The organism is Neorhizobium galegae (assembly GCF_021391675.1).
Classification (GTDB): domain Bacteria; phylum Pseudomonadota; class Alphaproteobacteria; order Rhizobiales; family Rhizobiaceae; genus Neorhizobium; species Neorhizobium galegae_B.
On sequence record NZ_CP090095.1, the window covers coordinates 251,586 to 273,697 of the forward strand.

Here is a 22,112-nt window from a genome sequence, read left to right on the forward strand (position 1 = left end):
TTATCCCTTGAGGCCCGCCAGCATCACACCGCGGACGATGTAGCGCTGCAGGACGAGGAAGACGAGAAGGGTGGGAAGGGTGGCGATCGCCGCCCCCGTCATGATCATTTCCCACTGGATGGACTGCTCGACCGCAAAGCTCGAAAGCCCGACCGGCAGCGTATAGAGTTCCTTGCTGGTGGTGACGATCAGCGGCCAGAAGAACGCCGTCCAGTTGCCGAGGAAGGTGAAGATCGCGAGCGCCGAAAGCGCCGGCGTCACCAAGGGCAGCGCCACTTTCCACCAGATCTGGAATTCGTTGAGCCCGTCGACGCGCGCCGCCTCGATGAAGTCGTTCGGCACGGTTTCGAAGAACTGCTTCATCAGGAAGGTACCGAAGGCCGTCATCATGCCGGGGAACATGATGCCCCAGTAGCTGTCCAGCCAGCCGAGCTGGCTCGACATCAGGTACCACGGGATGACCAGCATCTCGGTCGGGATCATCAGCGTCGAGAGGATCGCCAGGAAGATGAAATAGCGGCCGCGGAACTCGAACTTGGCGAGCGTATAACCGACCAGACTGTCGAAGAAGCAGTTCGACACGGTGACGAGAACGGCGATCAGCGTCGAATTGAAGAACCAGCGCATGAACCGCCCGTCGGCAAGCACCGCGATGTAATTCGCAAGCGTCGGCGCGGCGGGTATCAGGCGCAGGTCGTAGATCTGGTCGGCCGTCTTCAGCGACGTCGAGAACATGAAGGCGAGCGGCGAGACCATGATCAGGCCGCCGATGAACAGCACGGTCCAGGTGACGATCAGGCCGGGGCGGACTTTGCCGTGGCTGAGGCGAGTGGCTTCGCTCATTTCTTTTCCCTCAGGATCCAGAGCTGCAGCAGCGAAACGATCAGCAGGATGGTGAACAGCACCACCGTCTGCGCCGCCGCGTAACCCATCGCATAGGAGTTGAAGGCGGTCTGGTAGATCATCAGAACCAGCGGCTTGGTCGATCCGAGCGGTCCGCCGGGATCGTTGGTGGTCATGTTGTAGACCTGGTCGAAGATGCGCAGGAAGCCGATCGACGAGAACACCACGAGGAAGACGGTAGTCGGCTTCAGGAGCGGCAGGGTGATCTTGCGGAGAATCGCCCATTCGCCGAGCCCGTCGATGCGGGCCGCCTCGTAGAACGTACCCGGAATGGCGCGCAGACCCGCCATGAAGATGATGATCTGGAAGCCGAGGCCGGCCCAGATCGCCGTCGCCATGATCGAAAACAGCGCCTGGTCGGTCGAGCGGATGAACGGCTGCTGCGGAATGCCAAGCATGCCGAACACGTCGTTGATGACGCCGATCGGCGGCGGCTGGTAGAACCAGCGCCAGACCCAGGCCATCGCCGCAGCCGTGGTCAGGAAGGGCAGGAAATACAGAGCCCGGATGAAATTGTGCATGAAGCGGACGCGATCGAGGAAGAAGGCGATCGTGAAGGCGGCGACGAGGCTGATCGGCGTGCCGATGATCAGGTAGGTGAACGTGTTCTTGAACACCTTCCAGAACTGCGGGTCCTTGAAGAGCTTGATATAGTTGGCGAACCCGATGAATTTCGCCGGCCGCAGCAGGTCCCAGTTGGTGAACGACAGGTAGAAGGCCTGGAACGTCGGATAGAAGCGGATAATCGCGTAGAAGAGGATCGGCAGGGCAAGGAAACTCCAGACCCAGACGAGGCGCCGTGTCCGCATCGAAAAGCGGTCCGCAAAGGATGTCCCTGAGGATCCGCCGGGGCGGCCGGACGCCGCCCCCTGCTGCTCAATCGCTGCCATGACCGGCTCCGTATCTTACGGCTTGGCCGAGTCGATGATTTCCTGCTCGGCCGCGGCGGCCTGCTTGATCGAATCCTCGACGGACTGACCCTGCAGCAGCACGCGGTTTGCCATGTCGATGGCGTTCTGGCGCTGGCCCTGCTCATCCATGAAGAGCGTGGTGTGAGCGTATTCCAGACCCTTCAGGAACGGCGCGTAGATCGGGTCCTTCAGGTTCGCTTCCGTCAGGGCGGCCGCGCGAAGCGCTGGCAGCTCGCCGACGGTCTTCAGCCAGATGTCCATGGCGGCCGGCGAGGTGATGTAGGCCAGGAACTTCTTCGAGGCTTCGAGCTCCTCGCCCTTCGCCTTGGCGCTGATGCCGTTGGCGAAATAGCTGGCATAGTTGGAGCGCACGCCTTGAGCATTGGCCGGCAGTTCGGTCACGCCCCATTCGAAGTCCTTGATGCTCTTGAAGGCGCCGAGCCGGAAGGTGCCGTCGATGGTCATGCCGGCCTTGCCGCCGCGGAAGGCCGCCTGGCCTTCGTCCATGAAGCCGGCCGCGCCGATCTTCTTTTCGAGCTGCAGGCTGGTGTAAAACTTCAGGGCCTTGACGCCGGCTTCGCTGTTATAGGCGACCTTCTGGTCGTTGTCGGTGTAGGGAACGCCGCCGAACTGGCGGATCAGCACTTCACGCCACCACTGGTGGTCCTGGCCGCCCATGTCGAGCGTCGAACCTTCGACGATGAGGTTGCCGGAAGCGTCGCGCTTGGCGATCTTCTGGGCTGCGGCCACGTATTCGTCGAGCGTCTTCGGCGGGTTGTTCGGGTCGAGGCCGGCCTCGGTGAAGAGCTTCTTGTTGTAGAACAGGGCGAGCGAGCGCACGGCGGTCGGCAGGCCGTAATAGTCGTCGCCACGCTTCATCGCCTTGACGATCGGGAAGAAGTCGCTTTCGATCTTGGCATGCGGGAATGCGTCCTTCGGCAGCGGGGCGAGAAGGCCGCCGGCCACGAACTTGTCGAGCCAGCCGTAGAAGAGCTGCATGACGTCGGGACCATTGCCGGCCATGTTGGCGGCGATCACGCGCGTCTGGTAGTCGGCATAGGGGAAGGTGACCTGCTTGACCGTGATGCCCGGATTGGCCTTCTGGAACTCGGTGATCAGCTGGTCCATCGCCTTCACACGCGTGTCGAAGACATACTGCCAGTATTCGATTTCCACCGCCTGGGCGGCATTGAATGCGAATGTGCTGAAACCGGCGACGAGACCGGCGAACAAAGTTGCCTTGCGCATGTGAGCCTCCATTTGCCCCGCCGGGTGCACCGGTCTTGGGGTCTGATTGTTCCCTGCATTCGGACGCGACCTGCTGCCCGACGCGTTTATTGGTTTTCGGGAGACGAACCTCCCTTCCAAGCGCTGCGGCGCTTTGCCTCAGCCCTCCCCTTACGCTTTCCTGAGTGAGGTCGTTTGTCAATAAGATAATTTACTTGAATTATTCTATTGCGGGATGCCGTTTTCCGGCGTTATGAATTCTGCCAACCTAAGGTGGGCGAGATGACCATACACACGATCGGCACACACCCGGTGGCTATCGGCAAGAACCCCGAACGGAGCCGCGAGCACAATCGCCGCGTCGTGCTGGATGTGGTGCGCCGCCACGGTTCGCTTGGCCGCGCCCATATTGCCAAGCTCACCCAGCTGACCCCCCAGGCGGTCGCCAATATCGTCGACGAACTCGCCGGCGAGGGCCTGCTGATGGAGATGGGCCGGCTGAAATCCGGCCGCGGCCAGCCGCCGATCCAGTTTGCTGTCAACCCGGAAGGCGGCGCCACCATCGGCGTCGAAATCGCCGCCGATCACATGGTGACGGTGGCGCTCGATCTCTCCGGCGGGCTCCGGGCAAAGCGCATCACGCCGCTCAAGGATACCACTCCGGGGCATATCCTGCCCGCTTTCGCAGCCGAGCTTGCCGCCGTCACCGAACTGCTCGGCACAAAGCTTCTCGGCACCGGCGTCGTCATGCCGGGTCCGTTCGAGATCGACGGCATGACCTCGGTCGGCCCGACGACGCTGCCGGGCTGGGCTGGCCTCGATGCCGCCCAGGCGCTCAGCGAAGCCTGCGGCCATGCGGTGATCGTCGAAAACGACGCGACGGCGGCGGCCGTCGGCGAGCGGCTGTTCGGCGCGGGTCTGGCGATCTCCAATTTCTGCATGATCTATTTCGGCGTCGGTATCGGCCTCGGCATCATCCAGGATGGCGCCCCCTATCGCGGCGCCTTCGGCAATGCCGGTGAAATCGGCCATGTCACCGTTGTGCCTAAGGGCAGGCCTTGTCCCTCCTGCGGCCAGCTCGGCTGCCTGGAAGGCTATGTTTCCGCCTATGTGCTGCGGGAAAAACTGAGCTGCGTCGGTATTTCCGAGACCGAGTTTTCCGATCTCGAAAAGCTGCACGCCGACCGCCATCCGGTCGTCGAGGAATGGATCGACGAGGCGGCGACCTATCTCGGCCCGATGGTCGCCATGCTCGAAAACATCCTCGATCCGCAGACCGTCATCCTCGGCGGCGCGTTGCCGGATGCCATTATCGAGGACATCGTCGCCCGCATGGGCAACCTGCCGACCTCTGTCGCCAGCCGCAGGCAACGTGATCTGCCACGCGTGCTGCGCGGCCAGACGGGGCAATTGACCGCCGCACTCGGCGCTGCCGCCCTTCCGCTTTTCGACATGGTGACGCCCAAGCTGGAGACCTCGCTTGCCGCGCCTGCCGACATTCCTGCCTGACCGATTGGAGAACCTTTCATGCTGACCGCCCGCGAACGCATCGAACGGCAGATGGCCGATCCCTCGCTCGTCCGGCTCCATCGCAAGCTGACGCGGCTGAAGTCGACGGTCACGATGATGAACACCGGCGCCCATCCCGACGACGAGCAGAACGGCATGCTCGCCTGGTTCCGCCTTGGCCTCGGCATGCGCGTCATCATCGCCTGCTCGACGCGCGGCGAGGGCGGCCAGAATGCGCTCGGTCCCGAACGTCTCGGCCCGCTCGGCGTCATCCGTTCCCGCGAGCTGGAAGAGGCAGCCCGGGCGATCGACAGCGACGTCTCCTGGCTCGGCCACGGCCCCACCGACCCGGTCCACGATTTCGGCTTCTCCAAGGATGGCGACGCCACCTTCACCCGCTGGGGCGAGGCCCGCACCATCGAGCGGCTAGTGCGCGCCTACCGCATGGAACGCCCGGACATCGTCATCCCGACCTTCCTCGACGTGCCCGGCCAGCACGGCCATCACCGCGCCATGACGCGGGCCGCCGAGACGGCGATTACGCTCGCGGCCGACCCCAATGCCTATCCGGAACATTTCACCGAAGGCCTGAAGCCCTGGAAGGTCGCCAAATATTACCTGCCGGCCTGGTCCGGCGGCGGCGATACCTATGACGACGAAGTGCCGCCGCCGGATACGACGGTCACGGTTCTGGCCAAGGGCCGCGATCCGGCCACCGGCGCGGACTATGACCGGATCGGCGAATGGTCGCGCTATTACCATGCCTCCCAGGGCATGGGGCACTGGCCGAAACGCCCGGAAAAGGACTGGCAGCTGCACCTGAAGCTCTCCGCCACGCGCTCGAAATCCGAGCAGTCGGTGCTCGAGGACCTGCCGGCATCGCTGACCATCCTTGCCGGTTTCGCTGGCCTGCCCGCCAATGTGGCGGAGGCCCTTCGCCGCGCGGACGCCGCCATTGCCGTGGCCTGCACGGCCTTCCCGGACCGCGATGCGATCATCAGGGCGCTGACCGAGGCCGCCGGCTGGCTGGACATCGTAACCTCCGCCGCACCGGAAGAGTTTGCGACCCTGCAGGGCCACCGCATCGCCCGCAAGCAGACGGAAGTCGATGCCGCCATTCTCGATGCCGCGGCGATCTTCGAACGCGCCTATGCCGATCCCTCCGTCATCTCCCCCGGCGGCGCTGCGACGCTCACCGTCGAACTCGGCGAAGGCGCTTCGAACCACAAGGTCGATGTCGCCCCGGTTCTCCCGGCCGGCGTCTCGTCCTCCGTCCAGTCGCTCGCAAACGACCGCGTATTCGCGCTGACGGCAGCATTGGATGCGCCGCTCTCGGGCCTCTATCTGCCCGCCTGGTCGGCGCTCGGCGGCAACGGCCACGCGCATGTAAAAGTCTCGGCAGAAATCGGGGGCCGTACGGTCTCCGGCACTTTCGATCTCGAAGAGCCGTTTGCGGTAACGCCCGCCCAGTCGCTGACCCTGCTGCCGGATGCGCTGCTCGTGCCCCTCGGCACGAAACAGACGGAATGGCCGATCAAGGCCAATGTCTCCGGCGTCAACGCGCCGGTCTCCTTCAAGACGCCTGCCGGCTGGGTGATGAAAAAGACCGATGGCGGCTGGATCGCTTCTCCGACCGATGCGGCCAAGCCCGGCCTCGTCGAGCTCGAACCCCAGATCGACGGTCACCCGGCCTTCCAGGTCACGCCGATCGCCTACCGGCATATCGGCCGCACCAGTTTTCGCGCCCCCGCGACGCTGAAAATCCTGTCGGTTGACCTCAAGCTGCCCGAGGGCGCGCGGATCGGCTATGTCGGCGGCGGTGCCGATCGCGTCGGCCTGTGGCTTGCCCGCATGGGCCTCGACGTCACCGAACTCGACGCACAGGCACTCTCTGGCGATCTGTCGCGCTTCACCACGATCGTCGTCGGCATCTTCGCCTTCGGCATCCGCAAGGATCTTGCCGCCGCCACCGAGCGCCTGCACCGCTTCGTCGAAGAGGGCGGCCACCTCGTGACCCTGTATCACCGTCCGACCGATGGCTGGGACCCGAACGAAACCCCTGTCCGCCGCGTCGAGATCGGCTCGCCTTCGCTGCGCTGGCGGGTTACCGATCCGAGCGCCGAGGTCACCGTGCTTGCGCCCGACCATGTCCTCCTCAAGGGGCCGAACGTTATCGGCACGGAAGACTGGCAGGGATGGGACAAGGAGCGCGGCCTCTATTTCGTCTCCCGCTGGGATGACGTCTACGAGCCGCTGCTGGCCATGCACGACGCCAACGAACAGCCGCTCAAGGGCGCGCTGATCTCCGCCGCCGTCGGAAGGGGCCGCCACACTCATACCAGCCTCGTGCTGCACCACCAGCTCGACAAGCTCGTTCCCGGCGCCTTCCGGCTAATGGCGAACCTCGTGCAGCCGGCGTGAGCACGGAGGCAACGCCAGAGCCGGAAGCCGAGCGGGCCTCGAACGCCCGCACCGGCATCGGCTGGCTGCTTCTCGACATGACGCTGGTCTCCGGCGGCATGACGGCGCTGGTGAAGGCGCAAGGGGCGACCTATCCGGCCTTCCAGCTCGTCTTCATTCGGGCGATGATCGGGCTGTTGTTCATCCTGCCGCTGATCTGGCGGCACCGCGCCGAGATGCGCCGCGTCAAACACCCGTGGCGCAACATCTTCCGCATCTCCTGCAACGCGATTGCTCTCACAAGCAATTTTCTCGCCATCACCATGCTGCCGCTCGCCATGGTCAATGCGGTCGGCTTCTCCCGGCCGCTGATCACCATGGCCATGGCGGTCGCCATGCTCGGCGAAACGGTGAGCCGCATCCGCTGGCTCGGCGCCGGCTTCGCCTTCATCGGTGTGCTGATCGTCATGGCGCCCGGTACGTCGAGTTTCGATATCGAGGTTCTGGTGGTGCTGGTCTCGGTCGTCTTCGGTTCGCTGGCGATCATCCAGACCCGGGCGCTGAAGGACGAGAACACCACCGTGATGATGGTCTTCTACACGGTCGGCCTCGCGGTCATCACCGCCGTGCCCGCGGTCCTTACCTGGCAGCCGGTCATGCCCTTCGACTGGATCCCGCTGCTCGGTATCGGCTTCCTCGCCCAGCTCGGACAATATTGTTTCCTGCGCGCCTATCGGATCGCCGATGCCAGCGTGCTCGCCCCCGTCGGTTACCTCTCGATCGTTTTCGTGACTGTCACCGGCTACATCTTCTTCGACGAGGTGCCCGAGGTGAGGGTGGTGATCGGCGTGCTCATCATCCTCGCCGCACTCCAGGGGGCCGCCTGGCTCGACCGGCGTCGCGGCCGCGCCCGACTTTGATGGGGAGATAGCGCGAACGCGAGCAGGCGTTCCGGCCCGGGCGTTCAAATTCTACATGTTCAGAGAAAAATTGGTGGAGCTAAGCGGGATCGAACCGCTGACCTCTTGCATGCCATGCAAGCGCTCTCCCAGCTGAGCTATAGCCCCATCAGGGTGGTCCGGTATTTTCCGGTCCTGGGAACTCCCGCGGGACGCTTGTTGAGCGCTGCCCCGTTGGAGTGGCGGCTTATTACTTCCGGTTTACGGAGAGTGCAAGCCGTATTTTGTCCGCCCGGCAATTTTTATTGAATTGCCGGGCGTTAACTTGAAAATCGGATCAGACTTCGTCGTCGTCGCCGGTCACGCCGATGATGCCGGACATGTCGTCGTCGTCTTCATCTTCGTCGGCTTCCAGGAAGGTATCGTCGTCGTCATCGCCGATATCGACATCGTCGTCATCGCCGATATCCGGGATATCGTCGCCGCTGGCGGCCTCGTCGCCCTCTTCGAGCGATACGAGTTCGACTTCCGGATTTTCGGTATCGACTTCCTGGACGTCCTCCTCCTCGGCCTGTTCCATCTTCTTGGCGGCGCTGTGCTCCTCAAAGAAGGACAGCGGCCAGGATTTGCCGGAATAGGGGGAAACGACCGGATCGCGGTTCAGGTCGTAGAATTTCTTGCCGGTATCGGGGTCGGTTCGCTTGGTTCCGAGTTCCGCTTTTGCCACAGTCAGAGCCTCATGGGATGGCCGAATAGTTCGGCGCGCCGCTTGGATCGCGGCTTTATAGGGTGAAAATCTAAGCCGGTCCCCATAAGGCCTGCGCTCTTTGATGTCAAAGACAAACTTTTCATGAGCCGCATAAGGCGGAAAACGATGACCGATCGCAGGCTTTATGTTAGTCACGACGGGAAAATTTCCACCGCAGCGGGTAGAACCACTGTTGCTTTGGGTGGATGCCGAAAGAGGTTGAAAGCATGTACCAGCCGCCGCATTTTCGCGAAGAGGATCTCGGAACCCAGCACGAGCTGATCCATGCCCATCCGCTAGGTCTGCTGGTCACATCCGGCAATTCCGGCCTGCTTGCCAATCCTGTGCCGTTTCAGTTGGATGCCGAAGCCTCGGCAAAAGGAACGCTGCGCCTGCATCTGGCCCGCGCCAACGGCCAGTGGAAGGACATTCGCGACGGATCATCGGTTCTCGCCGTCTTCCAGGGCGCGGATTCCTATGTCACACCCTCCTGGTACCAGACCAAGCGCGAGACCGGAAAGGTCGTGCCGACCTGGAACTATGCGATCGTCCAGGCAAGAGGCCCGGCCCGCATCGTCGAGGACGCGGATTGGCTGTTGTCGCAGATCAGCGCCATCACCAGCCAGCACGAAGGGCAGCGCGCCATGCCCTGGGCCGTCACAGATGCACCCGACGATTTCATCCGCGCGCAATTGAAGGGCATCGTCGGCATCGAAATCGAGATCGCCGAGATCGAAGGCAAGTGGAAGGTCAGCCAGAACCGTCCGGTCGGGGACCGGGAAGGTGTCGCGGCGGGCCTCGATGAAATGCCGGGCCAAGGCGATATGGCGGATCTCGTCCGCCAGTATGGGGCGATGCGGGAAGCATGACCGGCGGCGTTCGGACGGAGGGCGCCGGGCGCGGCAGGGATTGGCAGGAGGATGGCGAAGGCGGGATCATTTTCAAACCAGCCGCGGGCACGCCGGCCGTGCTGATTTCGAAGTCGGACCACGCCTCTATTTCCCGCGCCCGCATGATTGCTTTTTGCAGCATGTTTGCGACATTCATCCTAGTGGTGTTTGGCAACGGCCGATGGTGGCACGCCGGCAATAGCGCTGCAGGCGGTCTGGTGATCATTTTTTGTCTCATGGCCGTCAATGTCGTACTGGCTGGTAACGCCCATCGTTTAAAAGAGAGGATTGTCGAGGCTGCTGAGAAAGCGTCCATCGACATTGAACTCGGGTCGATGGCGCGTGTCACGGAGATCGTCTGCCGCCGCTTTTCGTCAGGACTTCTGGCGCTCCTGGCAATCGTCGCGCCGGTTTTCGATATCTGGATGACCTGGGATATTGTCCGGCTGTCCTCGCTGGGGCCGGACCCCAGCCAATTACGCGGCCGGTATGTTTCAGGACCTCTAAGTGGCTTGATTGTGCTGATGCCATTGATCTATCTGACTTATCGCGCCACCGCCGAGCTATGGCGCCGATTTTGCAAAGGGACACAGCGGATCACTGATGACTAGCACTTTCACCATCGCCATCGACGGTCCCGCAGCCGCCGGCAAGGGCACGCTGTCGCGGCTGATCGCCGACGCCTACGGCTTTCATCATCTGGATACGGGGCTGACCTATCGCGCCACCGCCAAGGCGCTGCTCGATGCAGGCTTGCCGCTCGATGATGAAGAGGTCGCCGGGAAGATGGCGCGTGAGGTCGAACTCGCCGGCCTCGATCGCAATATATTGTCCGCCCATGCGATCGGCGAGGCGGCCTCGAAGATCGCGGTCATGCCGTCCGTCCGCCGGGCTCTGGTCGAGGCGCAGCGCGCCTTTTCCCTGAGGCGGCCGGGAACGGTGCTCGACGGCCGCGATATCGGCACGGTCGTCTGTCCCGATGCTCCAGTGAAGCTCTATGTCACCGCGTCGGCGGATGTGAGGGCAAGGCGCCGTTACGACGAGATCGTCGGCAAGGGCGGCGAGGCGGATTACGGTGCGATCTTTGCCGACGTGAAGAAACGCGACGAACGCGACATGGGCCGGTCCGACAGCCCTCTGAAGCCCGCCGACGATGCGCACTTGCTTGATACCTCGGAAATGAGTATAGAGGCCGCGTTTCGGGCAGCGAAGACCATCATCGACGCCGCCCTGAAGAGACAATCGCATTAGAATAGAATAGCCCGAGGTTCGGTCCCCGCGCCGGATTGCCTCCCCCGGATAATTCCGATGAGGGAGGCGGACCTGAACATTGGGCATGTGCAACACGAACCACCGGCGCTGTATGGGCCCGTATAGGGTACCTCAGGAGATTTCATGGCAGTATCTAACCCCACGCGGGAGGACTTCGCAGCCCTCCTCGAAGAATCCTTCGCTACCAACGATCTGGCTGAAGGCTACGTCACCAAGGGTCGCGTCACCGCGATCGAAAAGGACATGGCCGTCGTTGACGTCGGCCTCAAGGTCGAAGGCCGCATCGCGCTCAAGGAATTCGGCGCCAAGGGCAAGGACGGTTCGCTGAAGGTCGGCGACGAAGTCGAAGTTTATGTCGAGCGCATCGAAAACGCGCTTGGCGAAGCAGTTCTGTCGCGCGAAAAGGCTCGCCGCGAAGAAAGCTGGGTCAAGCTCGAACTCAAGTTCGAAGCTGGCGAGCGCGTTGAAGGCGTCATCTTCAACCAGGTCAAGGGTGGCTTCACCGTCGATCTCGACGGCGCCGTCGCCTTCCTGCCGCGTAGCCAGGTCGACATCCGTCCGATCCGCGACGTCACCCCGCTCATGCACAACCCGCAGCCCTTCGAAATCCTCAAGATGGACAAGCGTCGCGGCAATATCGTGGTTTCGCGCCGTACGGTTCTCGAAGAGTCCCGCGCCGAGCAGCGTTCTGAAATCGTTCAGAACCTCGAAGAAGGCCAGGTTGTTGACGGCGTCGTCAAGAACATCACCGATTACGGTGCGTTCGTTGACCTCGGCGGCATCGACGGCCTCCTGCACGTCACCGACATGGCATGGCGCCGTGTGAACCATCCGTCGGAAATCCTGTCCATCGGCCAGCAGGTCAAGGTACAGATCATCCGCATCAACCAGGAAACCCACCGCATCTCGCTCGGCATGAAGCAGCTCGAGTCGGATCCGTGGGATGGCATTGCCGCCAAGTACCCGGTCGGCAAGAAGATTTCCGGTACCGTCACGAACATCACCGACTACGGTGCGTTCGTCGAGCTGGAGCCGGGCATCGAAGGCCTCATCCACATTTCCGAAATGTCCTGGACCAAGAAGAACGTTCATCCCGGCAAGATCCTGTCCACGACGCAGGATGTTGACGTGGTCGTTCTCGAAGTCGATCCGTCCAAGCGCCGTATCTCGCTTGGCCTGAAGCAGACGCTCGAAAATCCGTGGCAGGCATTTGCCTACTCGCATCCGGCCGGCACTGAAGTCGAAGGCGAAGTCAAGAACAAAACCGAATTCGGCCTGTTCATCGGCCTCGAAGGCGATGTTGACGGCATGGTCCACCTCTCCGACCTCGACTGGAACCGTCCGGGCGAGCAGGTCATCGAGGAGTTCAACAAGGGCGACGTCGTCAAGGCTGTCGTTCTCGATGTGGACGTCGACAAGGAGCGCATCTCGCTCGGCATCAAGCAGCTCGGCAAGGACTCGGTCGGTGAAGCCGCCGCTTCCGGCGAACTGCGCAAGAATGCCGTCGTCTCGTGCGAAGTCATCGCCGTCAACGACGGTGGTGTAGAGGTTCGTCTCGTCAACCACGAAGACATCACCTCGTTCATCCGCCGCAACGACCTGGCACGCGATCGTGACGATCAGCGTCCGGAGCGTTTCTCGGTCGGCCAGGTCTTCGATGCCCGCGTCGTCAACTTCTCCAAGAAGGACCGCAAGGTCATGCTGTCGATCAAGGCTCTCGAGATCGCAGAAGAGAAGGAAGCAGTTGCTCAGTTCGGTTCGTCCGATAGCGGCGCTTCGCTCGGCGACATCCTTGGTGCGGCTCTGAAGAACCGCGGCAGCAACGAGTAATCGAAGCTTCCTTGAGAATAGAAAAACCGCCGGATGCAAGTCCGGCGGTTTTTTCATGCGCAGTTTTTATGGATCGAATTACGTCCAGCCGGCCATGCGCCAATAGAGATCGTTGGCCCGGTCGGCATCTTCGGCGGCTTCCTTCGAAGCGTCGTCGCCCTCGTCGTCCTGGGCGTGGTCCCCGTCCGGACGCTCTTCGCCGAACGCCTGCTCGCCGGCCGAATGCTGCTGTTCGCCGTCTTCGTCGGTCTCCGAAATCGCCTTGGTCTTGCGCTCCTCGGGGTCCCGCTCGCGTTCTTCCGGCGGATAGGCGACATAGGGCAGGGCAACACCTTCGCGAAAGGCATGCGGCATGGCGATCGGGAGAGCGAGCTGTTCGGCGAGCTCCGTCGCGCCCGTGGCTTGGGTGCTTGCGCTTGCGGAAGGACCGGTCGTGCTGCCCGTTGAACCGGTGCTGGCCGGCTCGCCGGTGGCTGGCGGCACGGATTTCGTCGCGGCGGCACTTGCCGCCTCGTTCGCCTGAATGGCGGATTTTCCGAAAAGCTCCTTGTCGGTCAGCTGCAGCAGCGCCTGCTGTTCGGGCAATTGCCTTGCCGCGACCGGCAGGCCGTCGAGAAATTCGCTGGTGGCCTCGGCAAGCACCTCCGCGAGCCATGTGGTCGTGGCCCCGTTCGCCAGCTTCTCTGCGTTCGGTCCGTGAACGCCGTTCTGCTGTTCGAGGCCGCGCTGGGAAAGCCGAGCCAGGGCCGGGCCGTCGTAAAAGACGGGTTGAGACATGCGCCGATCGCCCGCGGCGGTGCTTGCGGTTTGCCGGCCGTCCTCCGGGCGCGTTGCGGATGGGCCCTCCGCTGTTTCGTCGGCCCGGGCGGCTGCAATTTCCGGCGTCCCGCTCTCCGGGAATTCGGCCGCTTCCTGCGCGGATATCGACGCAGATGCCGCGTCTAGATCGTTCTCGGCGCTCATCTGCGATGCATTGGTGTCGGTTGCCGTCGGCGAGGCCTCGGCTTCCGCCGAAAGCATGGTCGGGCCTGGAGTGGCGCTCAAAGTTGCCGTCGAAACCCGCGGTGCATCCGGATCCGGTATAGTCGCCTCCGCGGCCATAGTCTCAGGCGACGCTCCGTCGACAGCAGTTTCCTCGCCGGGCTGCGCGGCTTGGCCCTCGGCCTCGGCCGTAGGCACGGAAGGCTGGCTGGATGCTGATGGCGCCGCATTCGCCGGCTGCGGCAAGATGCTCGGCACCTGTTCCGCCCCGGCATTCTGCCGGTAGGAGCTGACGACGGCCTTTGCCACGAGATCGCGCTCGAGCAGCTGCGCGGTCTCCAGCTGTATGGCGACGCGGGCAGCTTCGGGACCTGCCGGATTGTTGAGGATTTCGGTGAGCAGGCGCAGAGAAATGCCCTTGACGAGCTGGTTGAGCGTGCGCTCGAGGGCCGCCTTTTCGGCCGGGTTCATCGCCTTGACCGCCTCTGAAAGGCGCTGGGCATAATCCGCCAATGCCTCGCCTTCGCGGCGAGGGACCTTGATCAGCCTGCCGATTGTTTCGGCGAAGATGGAAAAACCCTGGGCGAGCTGGAGCTGAGCCGAAAGCGAGAGAATGTCCAGCCGCCCCGCCGACATCGGCGAGGAAGCGATCAACCCGCTGTTCGCCGCGGTATTGGCCACGTCGATCCGTTGACGCAGCATCGGTTGCTGCGAAGGTGTCTGATAGTCAACGAATGAACTGGTACGAACCGGGGGCAGCATCGTCCGCTCCAATGTCTGATAGAGACGATAGGACAGCTCGGCTGAACGGATTCTTGTCTTTTCGCAACGAGCGGCGTTGCGACCGGAACGCCTCATGGCGTCGCCAGTGCCGATACACAGATATGACTGTGGTGCAAAAAGGTTAACAACTCGCTAACGACTTCCACCTTTCGCCGACAGCTCAGCGAAAATGATCCATTCCGATGCAGATGAGGGTGGAACTGGGGGTTATTGCAGGATTACGCAGCCAACTTCTTCTTCAACAATTCATAAATCCCGATTTCGTCCACTCGCACCGGCACGATGTCGGCATAGGACTTCTCGGCGTTATCGGCTGCGAGCTCCTCGATCGCATTCGCCGCCATTTCATTGGTAGGCGCGTCGTTTTCCGCCAGGACGGCGTCGGAGGCTTCGTCCTTGCTGGAGCTATCCTCGGAAACGAGGCTGTCGGCAGCCTCGCTCGTATCGGAACTGGCGACCTGTTCGGCGGCTGCGGCAAACAGGGCCAGTAGCGCTGTATCGTCCACGGATGCCGTGTCGGTTGCGCCATCGGCAGCCGGTTCGGCATTCGCCTTGTCATTCTTCTTTTCGATGACGTCCTGGACCTTCTGGACGTCTTCGAGTTTCTTGCCGGCTTCGGCCGCCTCGATGTCGGCCCGGCGCTCGGCGCGCGTTTCGGCATCTTCGACACGGGTCGGATCGTAGCCCTGCGGACCGAGCTTCAGCTCTTCGAGCGTCTTCGGATCGGCGACATCCTCCAGCCTTTGCACGACGCGTTCGACTTCCGTGTCGAGCTTGCCGCCATTGGCCTTCCGGTTGAGGCCGTCCATCAGGCGCTGGTTGTCGTCGCCGTAAGGGTTCTTGATCGCCGAGAGCAGCGTATCCATAGAGATGCTGATGTCTTCGAGGCCGAGATCTTCGACGAGTTCGCCGATCTCGTCCGGCATCATCTCTTTCAGCGCGTCTTCCAGCGCCTTTCCGAGCTTGTAGGACGAGCGCGCTTCGTCGGTATCGATGCCGAGTTTGGCAGCCAGCCGGTCGACGAGCTCGATCTTCAGCTCGTTGGGGTCTGTCTTGGTGACGCCGAAAAGGGCGGAGGTGATCTTGTCGCGGGCGCGCCGGGCGTCTTCGCTGGCGCTGATACGGGCTTCGGTAACCGGGTCGCTCTTCTTGCCGGTCCGCTGTTCTTCGTCCTTCTTGCGCTGCTCCTCGATGCTGTCGAGCATCGACTGCATCATGTTGGTCGCGGCAAGCCCATAAGTCTGCTGGGTAGGAAGCAACATGGCCCGAAATCCGGTCTCGTCGAGAGGTATACCGCGGGCAAAACTAGATTCGAACAGTTAACGGAACGTTACCGGACAGCTAGAGGTTATGCCGCTCTTTCTCATATTCGGGCGGAGTCTCTTCGGACGTCAGCTATGGGCGAAGATATCGGCCTCTTCCCAGCCCAGCAGGTCCAGCTTCGCCCGCGTCGGCAGGAATTCGAAGCAGGCCTGGGCAAGGTCGGCACGCCTGTCGCGGACCAGGCGGTAGCTCAGCTTGTCGCGCAGTGCATGCAGGTGCAGCACGTCGGACGCCGCATACTCCAGCTGCGCCGGCGAAAGGACCTCGGCTGCCCAGTCGGATTGCTGCTGCGCCTTGGAAACGTCGACATCCAGCATTTCCTTCAGATTGTCCTTCAGTCCATGCCGGTCCGTGTAGGTGCGGGTCAGCCGCGAGGCGATCTTGGTGCAGAACACCGGCGTCGTGGTCACGCCGAACGTATGGAAGAGAACGGCGATATCGAAGCGGCCGTAGTGGAAGATCTTCTGGCGCGTCGGATCGGCAAGCATGGCGACGAGGTTTGGAGCCTCGTTCTGCCCGGCAGCGATGCGGATCACGTCGGCGGAACCGTCCCCGGGCGAAAGCTGCACGACGCAAAGCCGGTCGCGGCGGGGCACGAGGCCCAGGGTTTCCGTATCGATGGCGATCGCCCCCGTATAACGCGCCGCATCCGCTGCCGGAATATCGCCTTCGTGATACCTGATCTCTGCCATGTCCGTCTCCGTCCGTCCGTCTGTCTGCCGGAACTCGCTATAAACCACGTTTTTCCCGAGCGATATGGTGATCTTGAGGGGACGGCGCAGCAGGGGCCGAAAAGGCTCCATTGAGCGATCGGATCAGTCCCGGGCATTTGCTCAGCTCTGCGTTCAGCGCATTGCTGCATTGCGGCAGGATGGGTTGGCGTGATTAAACGATTAGCCTATATCTTTGCTCATCGAGCGACGCACTCCTCCTCCCAGTGTTGCTCGATACGGATCGACAACATCCTCCTCCTCCCAGTTGTCGATCAAGTTTAAAGCCTGGCGCACCCTCCTCCCGCGCCAGGCTTTTTCCGTTTCTGGAGCAGGATTTCCCCCTTCAAGACATTGCGGTTTGACTCACGGCAGCCGGGCTGGCGTCACGTGTGTGTCACGCACCGCCGATATACGAACCTCGCCTTCCCTTTGAATTTTTCGTGAGGTTACTATGCGCAAGATTTTTGCCGCCCTGGTCGTTTCGACCGTGCTTGCCGGGGCCGCCCAAGCCGCCACCGTATATCCGCTGGATCGCGCCACGATCCTCGCCGGCTCCCCCTTCGACTTCAAGGTTGAGTTCACCTCGGTCGTAAAGCCGGAAGACGTCAAGATCACCGTCAACGGCCAGGACTACAAGAGCGTTCTCGGCAAGGAAGTCCAGTTCGTCGCGGAAGAAAAGAACAAGGACAAGCTCCTCGGTTCTGCCGTCATCCTGCGTGGCCTGACGCTCGCCAATGCCGGCGATTACAAGGTCGAGATTTCGGCCGGTTCCGAGACCAGGACCGTCACCTGGAACGTCTACGGCACGAGCGCTGCCCCGAAGGCCAAGAACGTCATCTTCCTGCTCGGCGACGGGCTGTCGGTCGCCCACCGCACCGCTGCCCGCATCATGTCCAAGGGGATGACCGAAGGCAAGGCAAACGCCCGCCTCGCCATGGACGACCTCGACCGCATGGCTTTCGTCGGCACCTCGGCCACCAACGCGATCAACACCGACTCGGCCAACACGATGTCCGCCTACATGACCGGTCACAAGACCGCCGTGAACGCGATTGGCGTCTACGCCGACCGGACTCCGGACCCGTTGGACGATCCGAGGGTCGAAACGATCGCCGAAGCCCTCCGCCGCCAGACCGGCAAATCGATCGGTATCGTCGCTACGTCCGAAATCGAAGACGCCACCCCGGCTGCCGTCGTTGCCCACACCCGCAACCGCAACGACAAGGCAGATGTCGTCGGCATGCTTCTCGACGTGAAGCCGGAAGTCGTGCTCGGCGGCGGTTCCGCTTACTTCCTGCCGCAGGCGACTGCCGGTTCGAAGCGCAAGGACGACAAGGACTTTATCAACCTCTTCAAGGATGCCGGTTACACGCTGGCCACCGACAAGAACGAACTTGCCGCCAGCGCAAACGCCAATGGGCTGCTGCTCGGCCTGTTCCATCCCGGCAATCTGGACGTAACGCTCGACCGCGAGTTCCTGAAGAAGGGTACCGTCGAAAAGTATCCGAACCAGCCGGGTCTGGTCGCGATGACCAAGGTTGCTCTTGATCGCCTTTCCAAGGATCAGGACGGCTTCTTCCTGATGGTCGAAGCCTCCTCGATCGACAAGATGTCCCATCCGCTCGACTGGGACCGCGCCGTCGTCGATACCATCGAATTCGACAAGGCGATCGGCCTTGCCCGCGAGTTCCAGAAGGCCAACCCCGACACGCTGATCGTCGTCACCGGCGACCATACCCATGGCGTTTCCATCATCGGCACGGTTGACGACGAAAAGCCGGGCACCGAGATGCGCGAAAAGGTCGGCATCTATGCGGAAGCCGGCTTCCCGAACTACAAGGACGAAAACGGCGACGGTTATCCGGACAAGATCGACGTCTCGCGCCGCCTGTTCCTCGCCGCCAACAACGGCCCCGACCACTATGAAACCTTCCGCCCGAAGATGGATGGCCCGTTCGTTCCGGCCATCCAGAACGAGAAGAAGGAATATGTCGTCAACGAACAGTACAAGAATGTCCCCGGCGCGGTCTTCGTTCAGGGCAATATCCCGAAAAGCGGCGACAGCGGCGTACACTCGGTTGATGACGTCGTCTTGCAGGCGGCCGGACCCGGTTCGGAAGGTTTCAAGGGCTATATGGAACAAAGCGACATCTACAAGGTGCTCGCCGATACCTTCGCCCTCGGCAGCAAGCAGACCAACTAAGGTCTGGCTGCCGGCCCCACTCGTGGTAAAACAACGCTCCCGGCCGAGACTTGGCCGGGAACACCGTTTCAGGAGGTTTCATGGAAAAGCGCTTTCCCCGGGGTTTCAGCCGGCGCAGCTTGCTGGGCCTCGCAGCCGCCGCTCCGCTGCTTGCGGCAGCCCGATCCGCTGTCGCTGCCGATGACCTTGGTTTTAACGAACTCTATGGCAAGTACGGCGTTCTGGGCCTCGAATTTTCCGACAAGGTGAAGAAGCTGGCTGGCCGGGACGTGGCGATCCGCGGTTTCATGGCGCCGCCGCTGAAGGCCGAGGCCGCTTTCTTCGTGCTGACCGAAGTGCCGATGGCGCTTTGCCCCTTCTGCTCCTCCGACGCGGACTGGCCCGACAACATCATTGTCATCTATCTTCACCGCAAGCAGACATTCACCCAGGCGAACGAAACGATCGAAGTGCGCGGCACCCTTGAGGTTGGCTCCTGGAAGGATCCCGAGACCGGATTTGTCAGCCTTCTGAGGATCCGAGACGCGGCGTATCAGGCTGCATGACCATGCTTTCCCTGCATCTCGACGGTCTGGGAAAATCGTTCCCCGGCCTCGGCAGCCCGGTTTTGCTGGTCGATTTCCTGGTGATCGCAGCGGGCGAGCGCGTTGCCGTCACCGGCGGTTCTGGCTCCGGCAAGAGCACTTTCATCAATGTCATTACCGGGCTCGAACGCCCCACCTCCGGAAAGGTCGTCTGGAGCGGCGAGGATATCAGCCGGTTGTCCGAAACGGCGCGCGACCGCTGGCGGGCCGAACATGTCGGCCTCGTCATGCAGGATTTTCATCTTTTCCCTGGCCTCTCGGCCGTCGAAAACGTGCTTCTGCCGGCGCGGCTGGCGCGTGTCGCCGATGCGGCGCTGATCGCGCGTGCGCACGATCTCCTCAAGGATGTGGGCCTTTCCCGTCCGGACCAGAAGATCGAGACCATGTCACGCGGCGAGATGCAGCGGGTCGCGATCGCCCGCGCGGTCCTGCGCAAGCCGGGCGTGATCGTCGCCGACGAGCCGACGGCCAGCCTCGATGTGGAGGCGGGCGAGGCGGTTGGACGATTGCTGCTCGACATGGCGGCAGAGGCGAAAAGCATGCTGATCGTCGTCTCACATGACGAGCGGCTGATCGATCGCCTGGATCGCCGCATCACGCTCAGCGCCGGCCGCATCGTCGCCGACGACCTGCGCGAAGAGGTGGCCGCATGATCCGTTTCATCCTTGCCGATCTGCGCCGTCTCTGGGCCGGTGCCGTCGTCGTCGTGCTTCTCGTGGCGCTTGCGACCGCTCTCGGCGTCACCGTCACGCTGCAGGAACGCGCCTTGCGGCTCGGCAGCGCCCGCGCCGCCGACAAGTTCGATCTGGTCATCGGCGCGGCGGGCAGCGAGACCCAGCTCGTGCTCTCCTCGATCTTCCTGCAACCGGCACCGTTGCCGCTGATGCCGGGCGGGGTGTTGGCAAAGCTCTCGAAGGATCCGCGCGTCGCCTGGGTGGCGCCGGTCGGGTTCGGCGATTCCTTTGCCGGCTACCCTTTGGTTGGCACGACCCGCGCACTGATCGGGAGCACCGTTTCCGGTTTTGCCGCAGGCCGCATGTTCGAGAAAGAAGGCGAGGCGGTGGTCGGGGCGGCCGTGAAGCTGCCGGTCGGCGCCGAAATCAAGCCCATGCACGGCACGGCGCAGATGGGCGGCGAGACCCATGCGGGTGTCGTGTACCATGTGACCGGCAGGCTGCCGGCGACGGGAACGCCCTGGGATCGGGCCATTCTGGTGCCGATCCAGGCCGTCTGGCACGTCCATGGCCTCGGCCACGGGCATGAGCAGGAGGATGAACAGCATCACGAAGGCGAGGTCGCTGCGGCTGACCACCCCGACGAGGATCACGATCATCACGGCGCCATCGATGCGGATGCGGCGATCGACGAGGATTTCGCCTCCGATGCCCCCGGCCTTCCCGCAGTCCTGGTAAAGCCGAAGACGATTGCCGATGCCTACAAGCTCCGCCAGGAATATCGCAACGGCAATACGCTCGCGGTTTTCCCGGGCGAGGTGCTGACCAGCCTCTATGCAACGCTCGGCGATGCCAAGATGGTGCTGAGCGCCGTGGCCGCCGGATCGCAGGGCCTGGTGGCGGCAGCCTTGGTCCTGGTCACCGTCACCCATATCGGCCAGCGTCGGCGCCAGATCGGCGCGCTCCGGGCTTTCGGGGCGCCGCGGCTGTCGGTTTTTGCAATCGTCTGGTTCGAGCTCTTCCTGCTGGTCACGCTCGGCATCGGCCTCGGCTTCCTGACCGGCCTTGCTGCCGCCCGGCTGATCGCCAACGCGTTTACTGTCAAGAGCGGCATCATCCTGCCAGTCGGCTTTACCGGCGAAGATTGGCGCATGGCGCTGATCCTGATTGGTGCGTCGGCGGTCTTGTCCGCCGTGCCAGCCGTTCTCGCCTACCGCCAGTCGCCGGCGGCGGCGCTCCGGGCCTAGACCAGCGCCTTGATCGCCGAGATAACCTCGTCGTCGATATCGAGCCCCTGCTCGATCGCCTTCCGGCGCGCGTTCTGGCCGCGCCGTCCGGGCAGGCGCACGCCTTCTTCGGAGGCCATCTCATGCGCGAGTTCGGCGATCCGCTCGGCCGCCGAAGCCGTGCTTGCGGAAGGATCGATGACAATAAGCGTCTGGCCGACCGAGGGCGGCGGGCCTTTCTCGTCCATGAACGAGCTTGCCTCGTAGGAGAAGTTCGAGCCGGTCAGGCCCGCCGAGAGGATTTCCACCATCAGCGCCAGCGCCGCGCCCTTGGCGCCGCCGGAGGGCGCCATCAGGCCCTTGTGGGCCGCGTGCGGATCGGTGGTCGGCTTGCCGTCGGCGTCGAAGGCCCAGCCTTCTGGGATGCTTTCGCCCTTCTGGCGCGCGGCCATGATCTTGCCGGCCGCGACGGTCGAGAGCGCCAGGTCGATGACCAGCGGATCCTCGCCGGCGACCGGCGTCGCAAAGGCGATCGGGTTGGTGCCGAACAGCCGCTTCCTGCCGCCCCAGGCGGCCATCGAGGCCGGCGCATTGGCAAACATCAATGCCACGAGGCCCTGCTCGGCAAACCGCTCCACGGTCAGCGCCATGACGCCCGCATGGTGGGAGCGATGGATGGCACCAAGCGCGATGCCTTGTTCCCGGGCGATTTTCGGAAGCTCGGCGACTGCGATATCGAAGGCCGGATAGGCGTAACCGAATGCCGCATCGACGACAAGCACCGCCGGCCGCGGCCGGGTGGCGACGGCCTTGGCCTTGCCATCCACCTTGCCGCTGCGTGCCTGGCCGATATAGGCGGGAACGCGGCGGAGGCCATGACCGTACTGCCCGGCAGCTTCCGCGTGCACGAGCGCATGGGCGACGGATCGGGCGGTCTCGGCAAGAACGCCATTGGTTTCGAATACGCTCTGAACGAGCGTTTCGGCTTCCGGGAGAGTGATGTGCATGCTGGAGATCCAGATCAGGTCAGGGGTCG

19 protein-coding genes and 1 tRNA gene are annotated in these 22,112 nt (G+C 62.9%); 11 read left to right on the forward strand and 9 right to left on the reverse strand.

All coding sequences use genetic code 11. The annotated features are described in order from the left end of the window. Genes LZK81_RS01165 through LZK81_RS01175 form a run of 3 tightly spaced genes read right to left on the reverse strand, consistent with a single transcriptional unit; the run spans position 1 to position 3,074 of the window. On the reverse strand, positions 1-843 hold the full coding sequence (locus LZK81_RS01165; RefSeq protein ID WP_046637871.1) for a carbohydrate ABC transporter permease: 843 nt from the start codon (positions 841-843) through the stop codon (positions 1-3). After that, a complete protein-coding gene (locus LZK81_RS01170) occupies positions 840-1,793 on the reverse strand; it encodes a carbohydrate ABC transporter permease (protein ID WP_233954940.1) in 954 nt (317 codons plus the stop codon). Before LZK81_RS01170 ends, LZK81_RS01165 begins: the two co-directional genes overlap by 4 nt. A 15-nt stretch (positions 1,794-1,808) precedes the next feature. After that, positions 1,809-3,074, reverse strand: coding sequence for an extracellular solute-binding protein (locus LZK81_RS01175; protein WP_233954941.1), 1,266 nt, complete (start codon positions 3,072-3,074; stop codon positions 1,809-1,811). Between the two features lie 249 nt (positions 3,075-3,323). Here LZK81_RS01175 and LZK81_RS01180 point away from each other — a divergent pair, with 249 nt between their 5' ends. The 3 genes from LZK81_RS01180 (at position 3,324) to LZK81_RS01190 (ending at position 7,870) form a co-directional block, all read left to right on the forward strand. Further along, positions 3,324-4,550, forward strand: coding sequence for an ROK family protein (locus LZK81_RS01180; RefSeq protein WP_233954942.1), 1,227 nt, complete (start codon positions 3,324-3,326; stop codon positions 4,548-4,550). 18 nt (positions 4,551-4,568) lie between these two features. Further along, the gene (locus LZK81_RS01185) at positions 4,569-6,971 is read left to right on the forward strand and encodes a PIG-L family deacetylase (protein ID WP_233954944.1); all 2,403 of its coding nucleotides are present in this window, start codon (positions 4,569-4,571) and stop codon (positions 6,969-6,971) included. 77 nt (positions 6,972-7,048) lie between these two features. Next, positions 7,049-7,870, forward strand: a complete 822-nt coding sequence (locus LZK81_RS01190) for a DMT family transporter (protein ID WP_233956414.1) — start codon at positions 7,049-7,051, stop codon at positions 7,868-7,870. A gap of 71 nt (positions 7,871-7,941) precedes the next feature. Here the strand turns inward: LZK81_RS01190 and LZK81_RS01195 are convergent. Both LZK81_RS01195 and LZK81_RS01200 read right to left on the reverse strand, forming a co-directional pair. Next, positions 7,942-8,017 (reverse strand) — tRNA-Ala (locus tag LZK81_RS01195). 169 nt (positions 8,018-8,186) lie between these two features. Next, on the reverse strand, positions 8,187-8,576 hold the full coding sequence (locus LZK81_RS01200; RefSeq protein ID WP_037080075.1) for a TIGR02300 family protein: 390 nt from the start codon (positions 8,574-8,576) through the stop codon (positions 8,187-8,189). Positions 8,577-8,824: 248 nt separating this feature from the next. Here LZK81_RS01200 and LZK81_RS01205 point away from each other — a divergent pair, with 248 nt between their 5' ends. The 4 genes from LZK81_RS01205 (at position 8,825) to rpsA (ending at position 12,589) form a co-directional block, all read left to right on the forward strand. Beyond that, positions 8,825-9,466 carry an FMN-binding negative transcriptional regulator gene (locus tag LZK81_RS01205; RefSeq protein ID WP_046602868.1) on the forward strand — a complete coding sequence of 214 codons (642 nt, stop codon included), beginning with the start codon at positions 8,825-8,827 and terminating at the stop codon, positions 9,464-9,466. Further along, positions 9,463-10,098 (forward strand): hypothetical protein, encoded by a 636-nt coding sequence (locus LZK81_RS01210; RefSeq protein ID WP_233954946.1) that lies wholly within the window; start codon positions 9,463-9,465, stop codon positions 10,096-10,098. Before LZK81_RS01205 ends, LZK81_RS01210 begins: the two co-directional genes overlap by 4 nt. Next, positions 10,088-10,738, forward strand: coding sequence for a (d)CMP kinase (gene cmk / locus LZK81_RS01215; protein ID WP_233956416.1), 651 nt, complete (start codon positions 10,088-10,090; stop codon positions 10,736-10,738). The genes LZK81_RS01210 and cmk overlap by 11 nt, the downstream gene beginning before the upstream one ends. A 144-nt stretch (positions 10,739-10,882) precedes the next feature. Beyond that, a complete protein-coding gene (gene rpsA / locus LZK81_RS01220) occupies positions 10,883-12,589 on the forward strand; it encodes a 30S ribosomal protein S1 (RefSeq protein ID WP_046602871.1) in 1,707 nt (568 codons plus the stop codon). Positions 12,590-12,667: 78 nt separating this feature from the next. On the opposite strand, the gene LZK81_RS01225 is transcribed toward rpsA, so the two are convergent. The 3 genes from LZK81_RS01225 to LZK81_RS01235 form a co-directional block, all read right to left on the reverse strand. Continuing rightward, positions 12,668-14,272, reverse strand: coding sequence for a hypothetical protein (locus tag LZK81_RS01225; RefSeq protein ID WP_233954947.1), 1,605 nt, complete (start codon positions 14,270-14,272; stop codon positions 12,668-12,670). 299 nt (positions 14,273-14,571) lie between these two features. After that, on the reverse strand, positions 14,572-15,615 hold the full coding sequence (locus tag LZK81_RS01230) for a hypothetical protein (protein WP_233954948.1): 1,044 nt from the start codon (positions 15,613-15,615) through the stop codon (positions 14,572-14,574). 129 nt (positions 15,616-15,744) lie between these two features. Next, positions 15,745-16,368, reverse strand: a complete 624-nt coding sequence (locus LZK81_RS01235; protein WP_046602874.1) for a ribonuclease D — start codon at positions 16,366-16,368, stop codon at positions 15,745-15,747. A 472-nt stretch (positions 16,369-16,840) separates the two neighbouring features. Here LZK81_RS01235 and LZK81_RS01240 point away from each other — a divergent pair, with 472 nt between their 5' ends. The 4 genes from LZK81_RS01240 (at position 16,841) to LZK81_RS01255 (ending at position 21,097) form a co-directional block, all read left to right on the forward strand. Beyond that, positions 16,841-18,592, forward strand: a complete 1,752-nt coding sequence (locus LZK81_RS01240) for an alkaline phosphatase (protein ID WP_233954949.1) — start codon at positions 16,841-16,843, stop codon at positions 18,590-18,592. An 80-nt stretch (positions 18,593-18,672) separates the two neighbouring features. Beyond that, on the forward strand, positions 18,673-19,137 hold the full coding sequence (locus LZK81_RS01245) for a hypothetical protein (protein ID WP_046625415.1): 465 nt from the start codon (positions 18,673-18,675) through the stop codon (positions 19,135-19,137). Positions 19,138-19,139: 2 nt separating this feature from the next. Continuing rightward, positions 19,140-19,829 (forward strand): ABC transporter ATP-binding protein, encoded by a 690-nt coding sequence (locus LZK81_RS01250; RefSeq protein ID WP_046625674.1) that lies wholly within the window; start codon positions 19,140-19,142, stop codon positions 19,827-19,829. Then, a complete protein-coding gene (locus LZK81_RS01255) occupies positions 19,826-21,097 on the forward strand; it encodes an ABC transporter permease (RefSeq protein WP_046609396.1) in 1,272 nt (423 codons plus the stop codon). The genes LZK81_RS01250 and LZK81_RS01255 overlap by 4 nt, the downstream gene beginning before the upstream one ends. On the opposite strand, the gene LZK81_RS01260 is transcribed toward LZK81_RS01255, so the two are convergent. Continuing rightward, positions 21,094-22,083: an Ldh family oxidoreductase gene (locus tag LZK81_RS01260; protein ID WP_046609397.1), complete on the reverse strand. Its 990-nt coding sequence runs from the start codon at positions 22,081-22,083 to the stop codon at positions 21,094-21,096. The genes LZK81_RS01255 and LZK81_RS01260 overlap by 4 nt on opposite strands. Positions 22,084-22,112 lie beyond the last annotated feature (29 nt).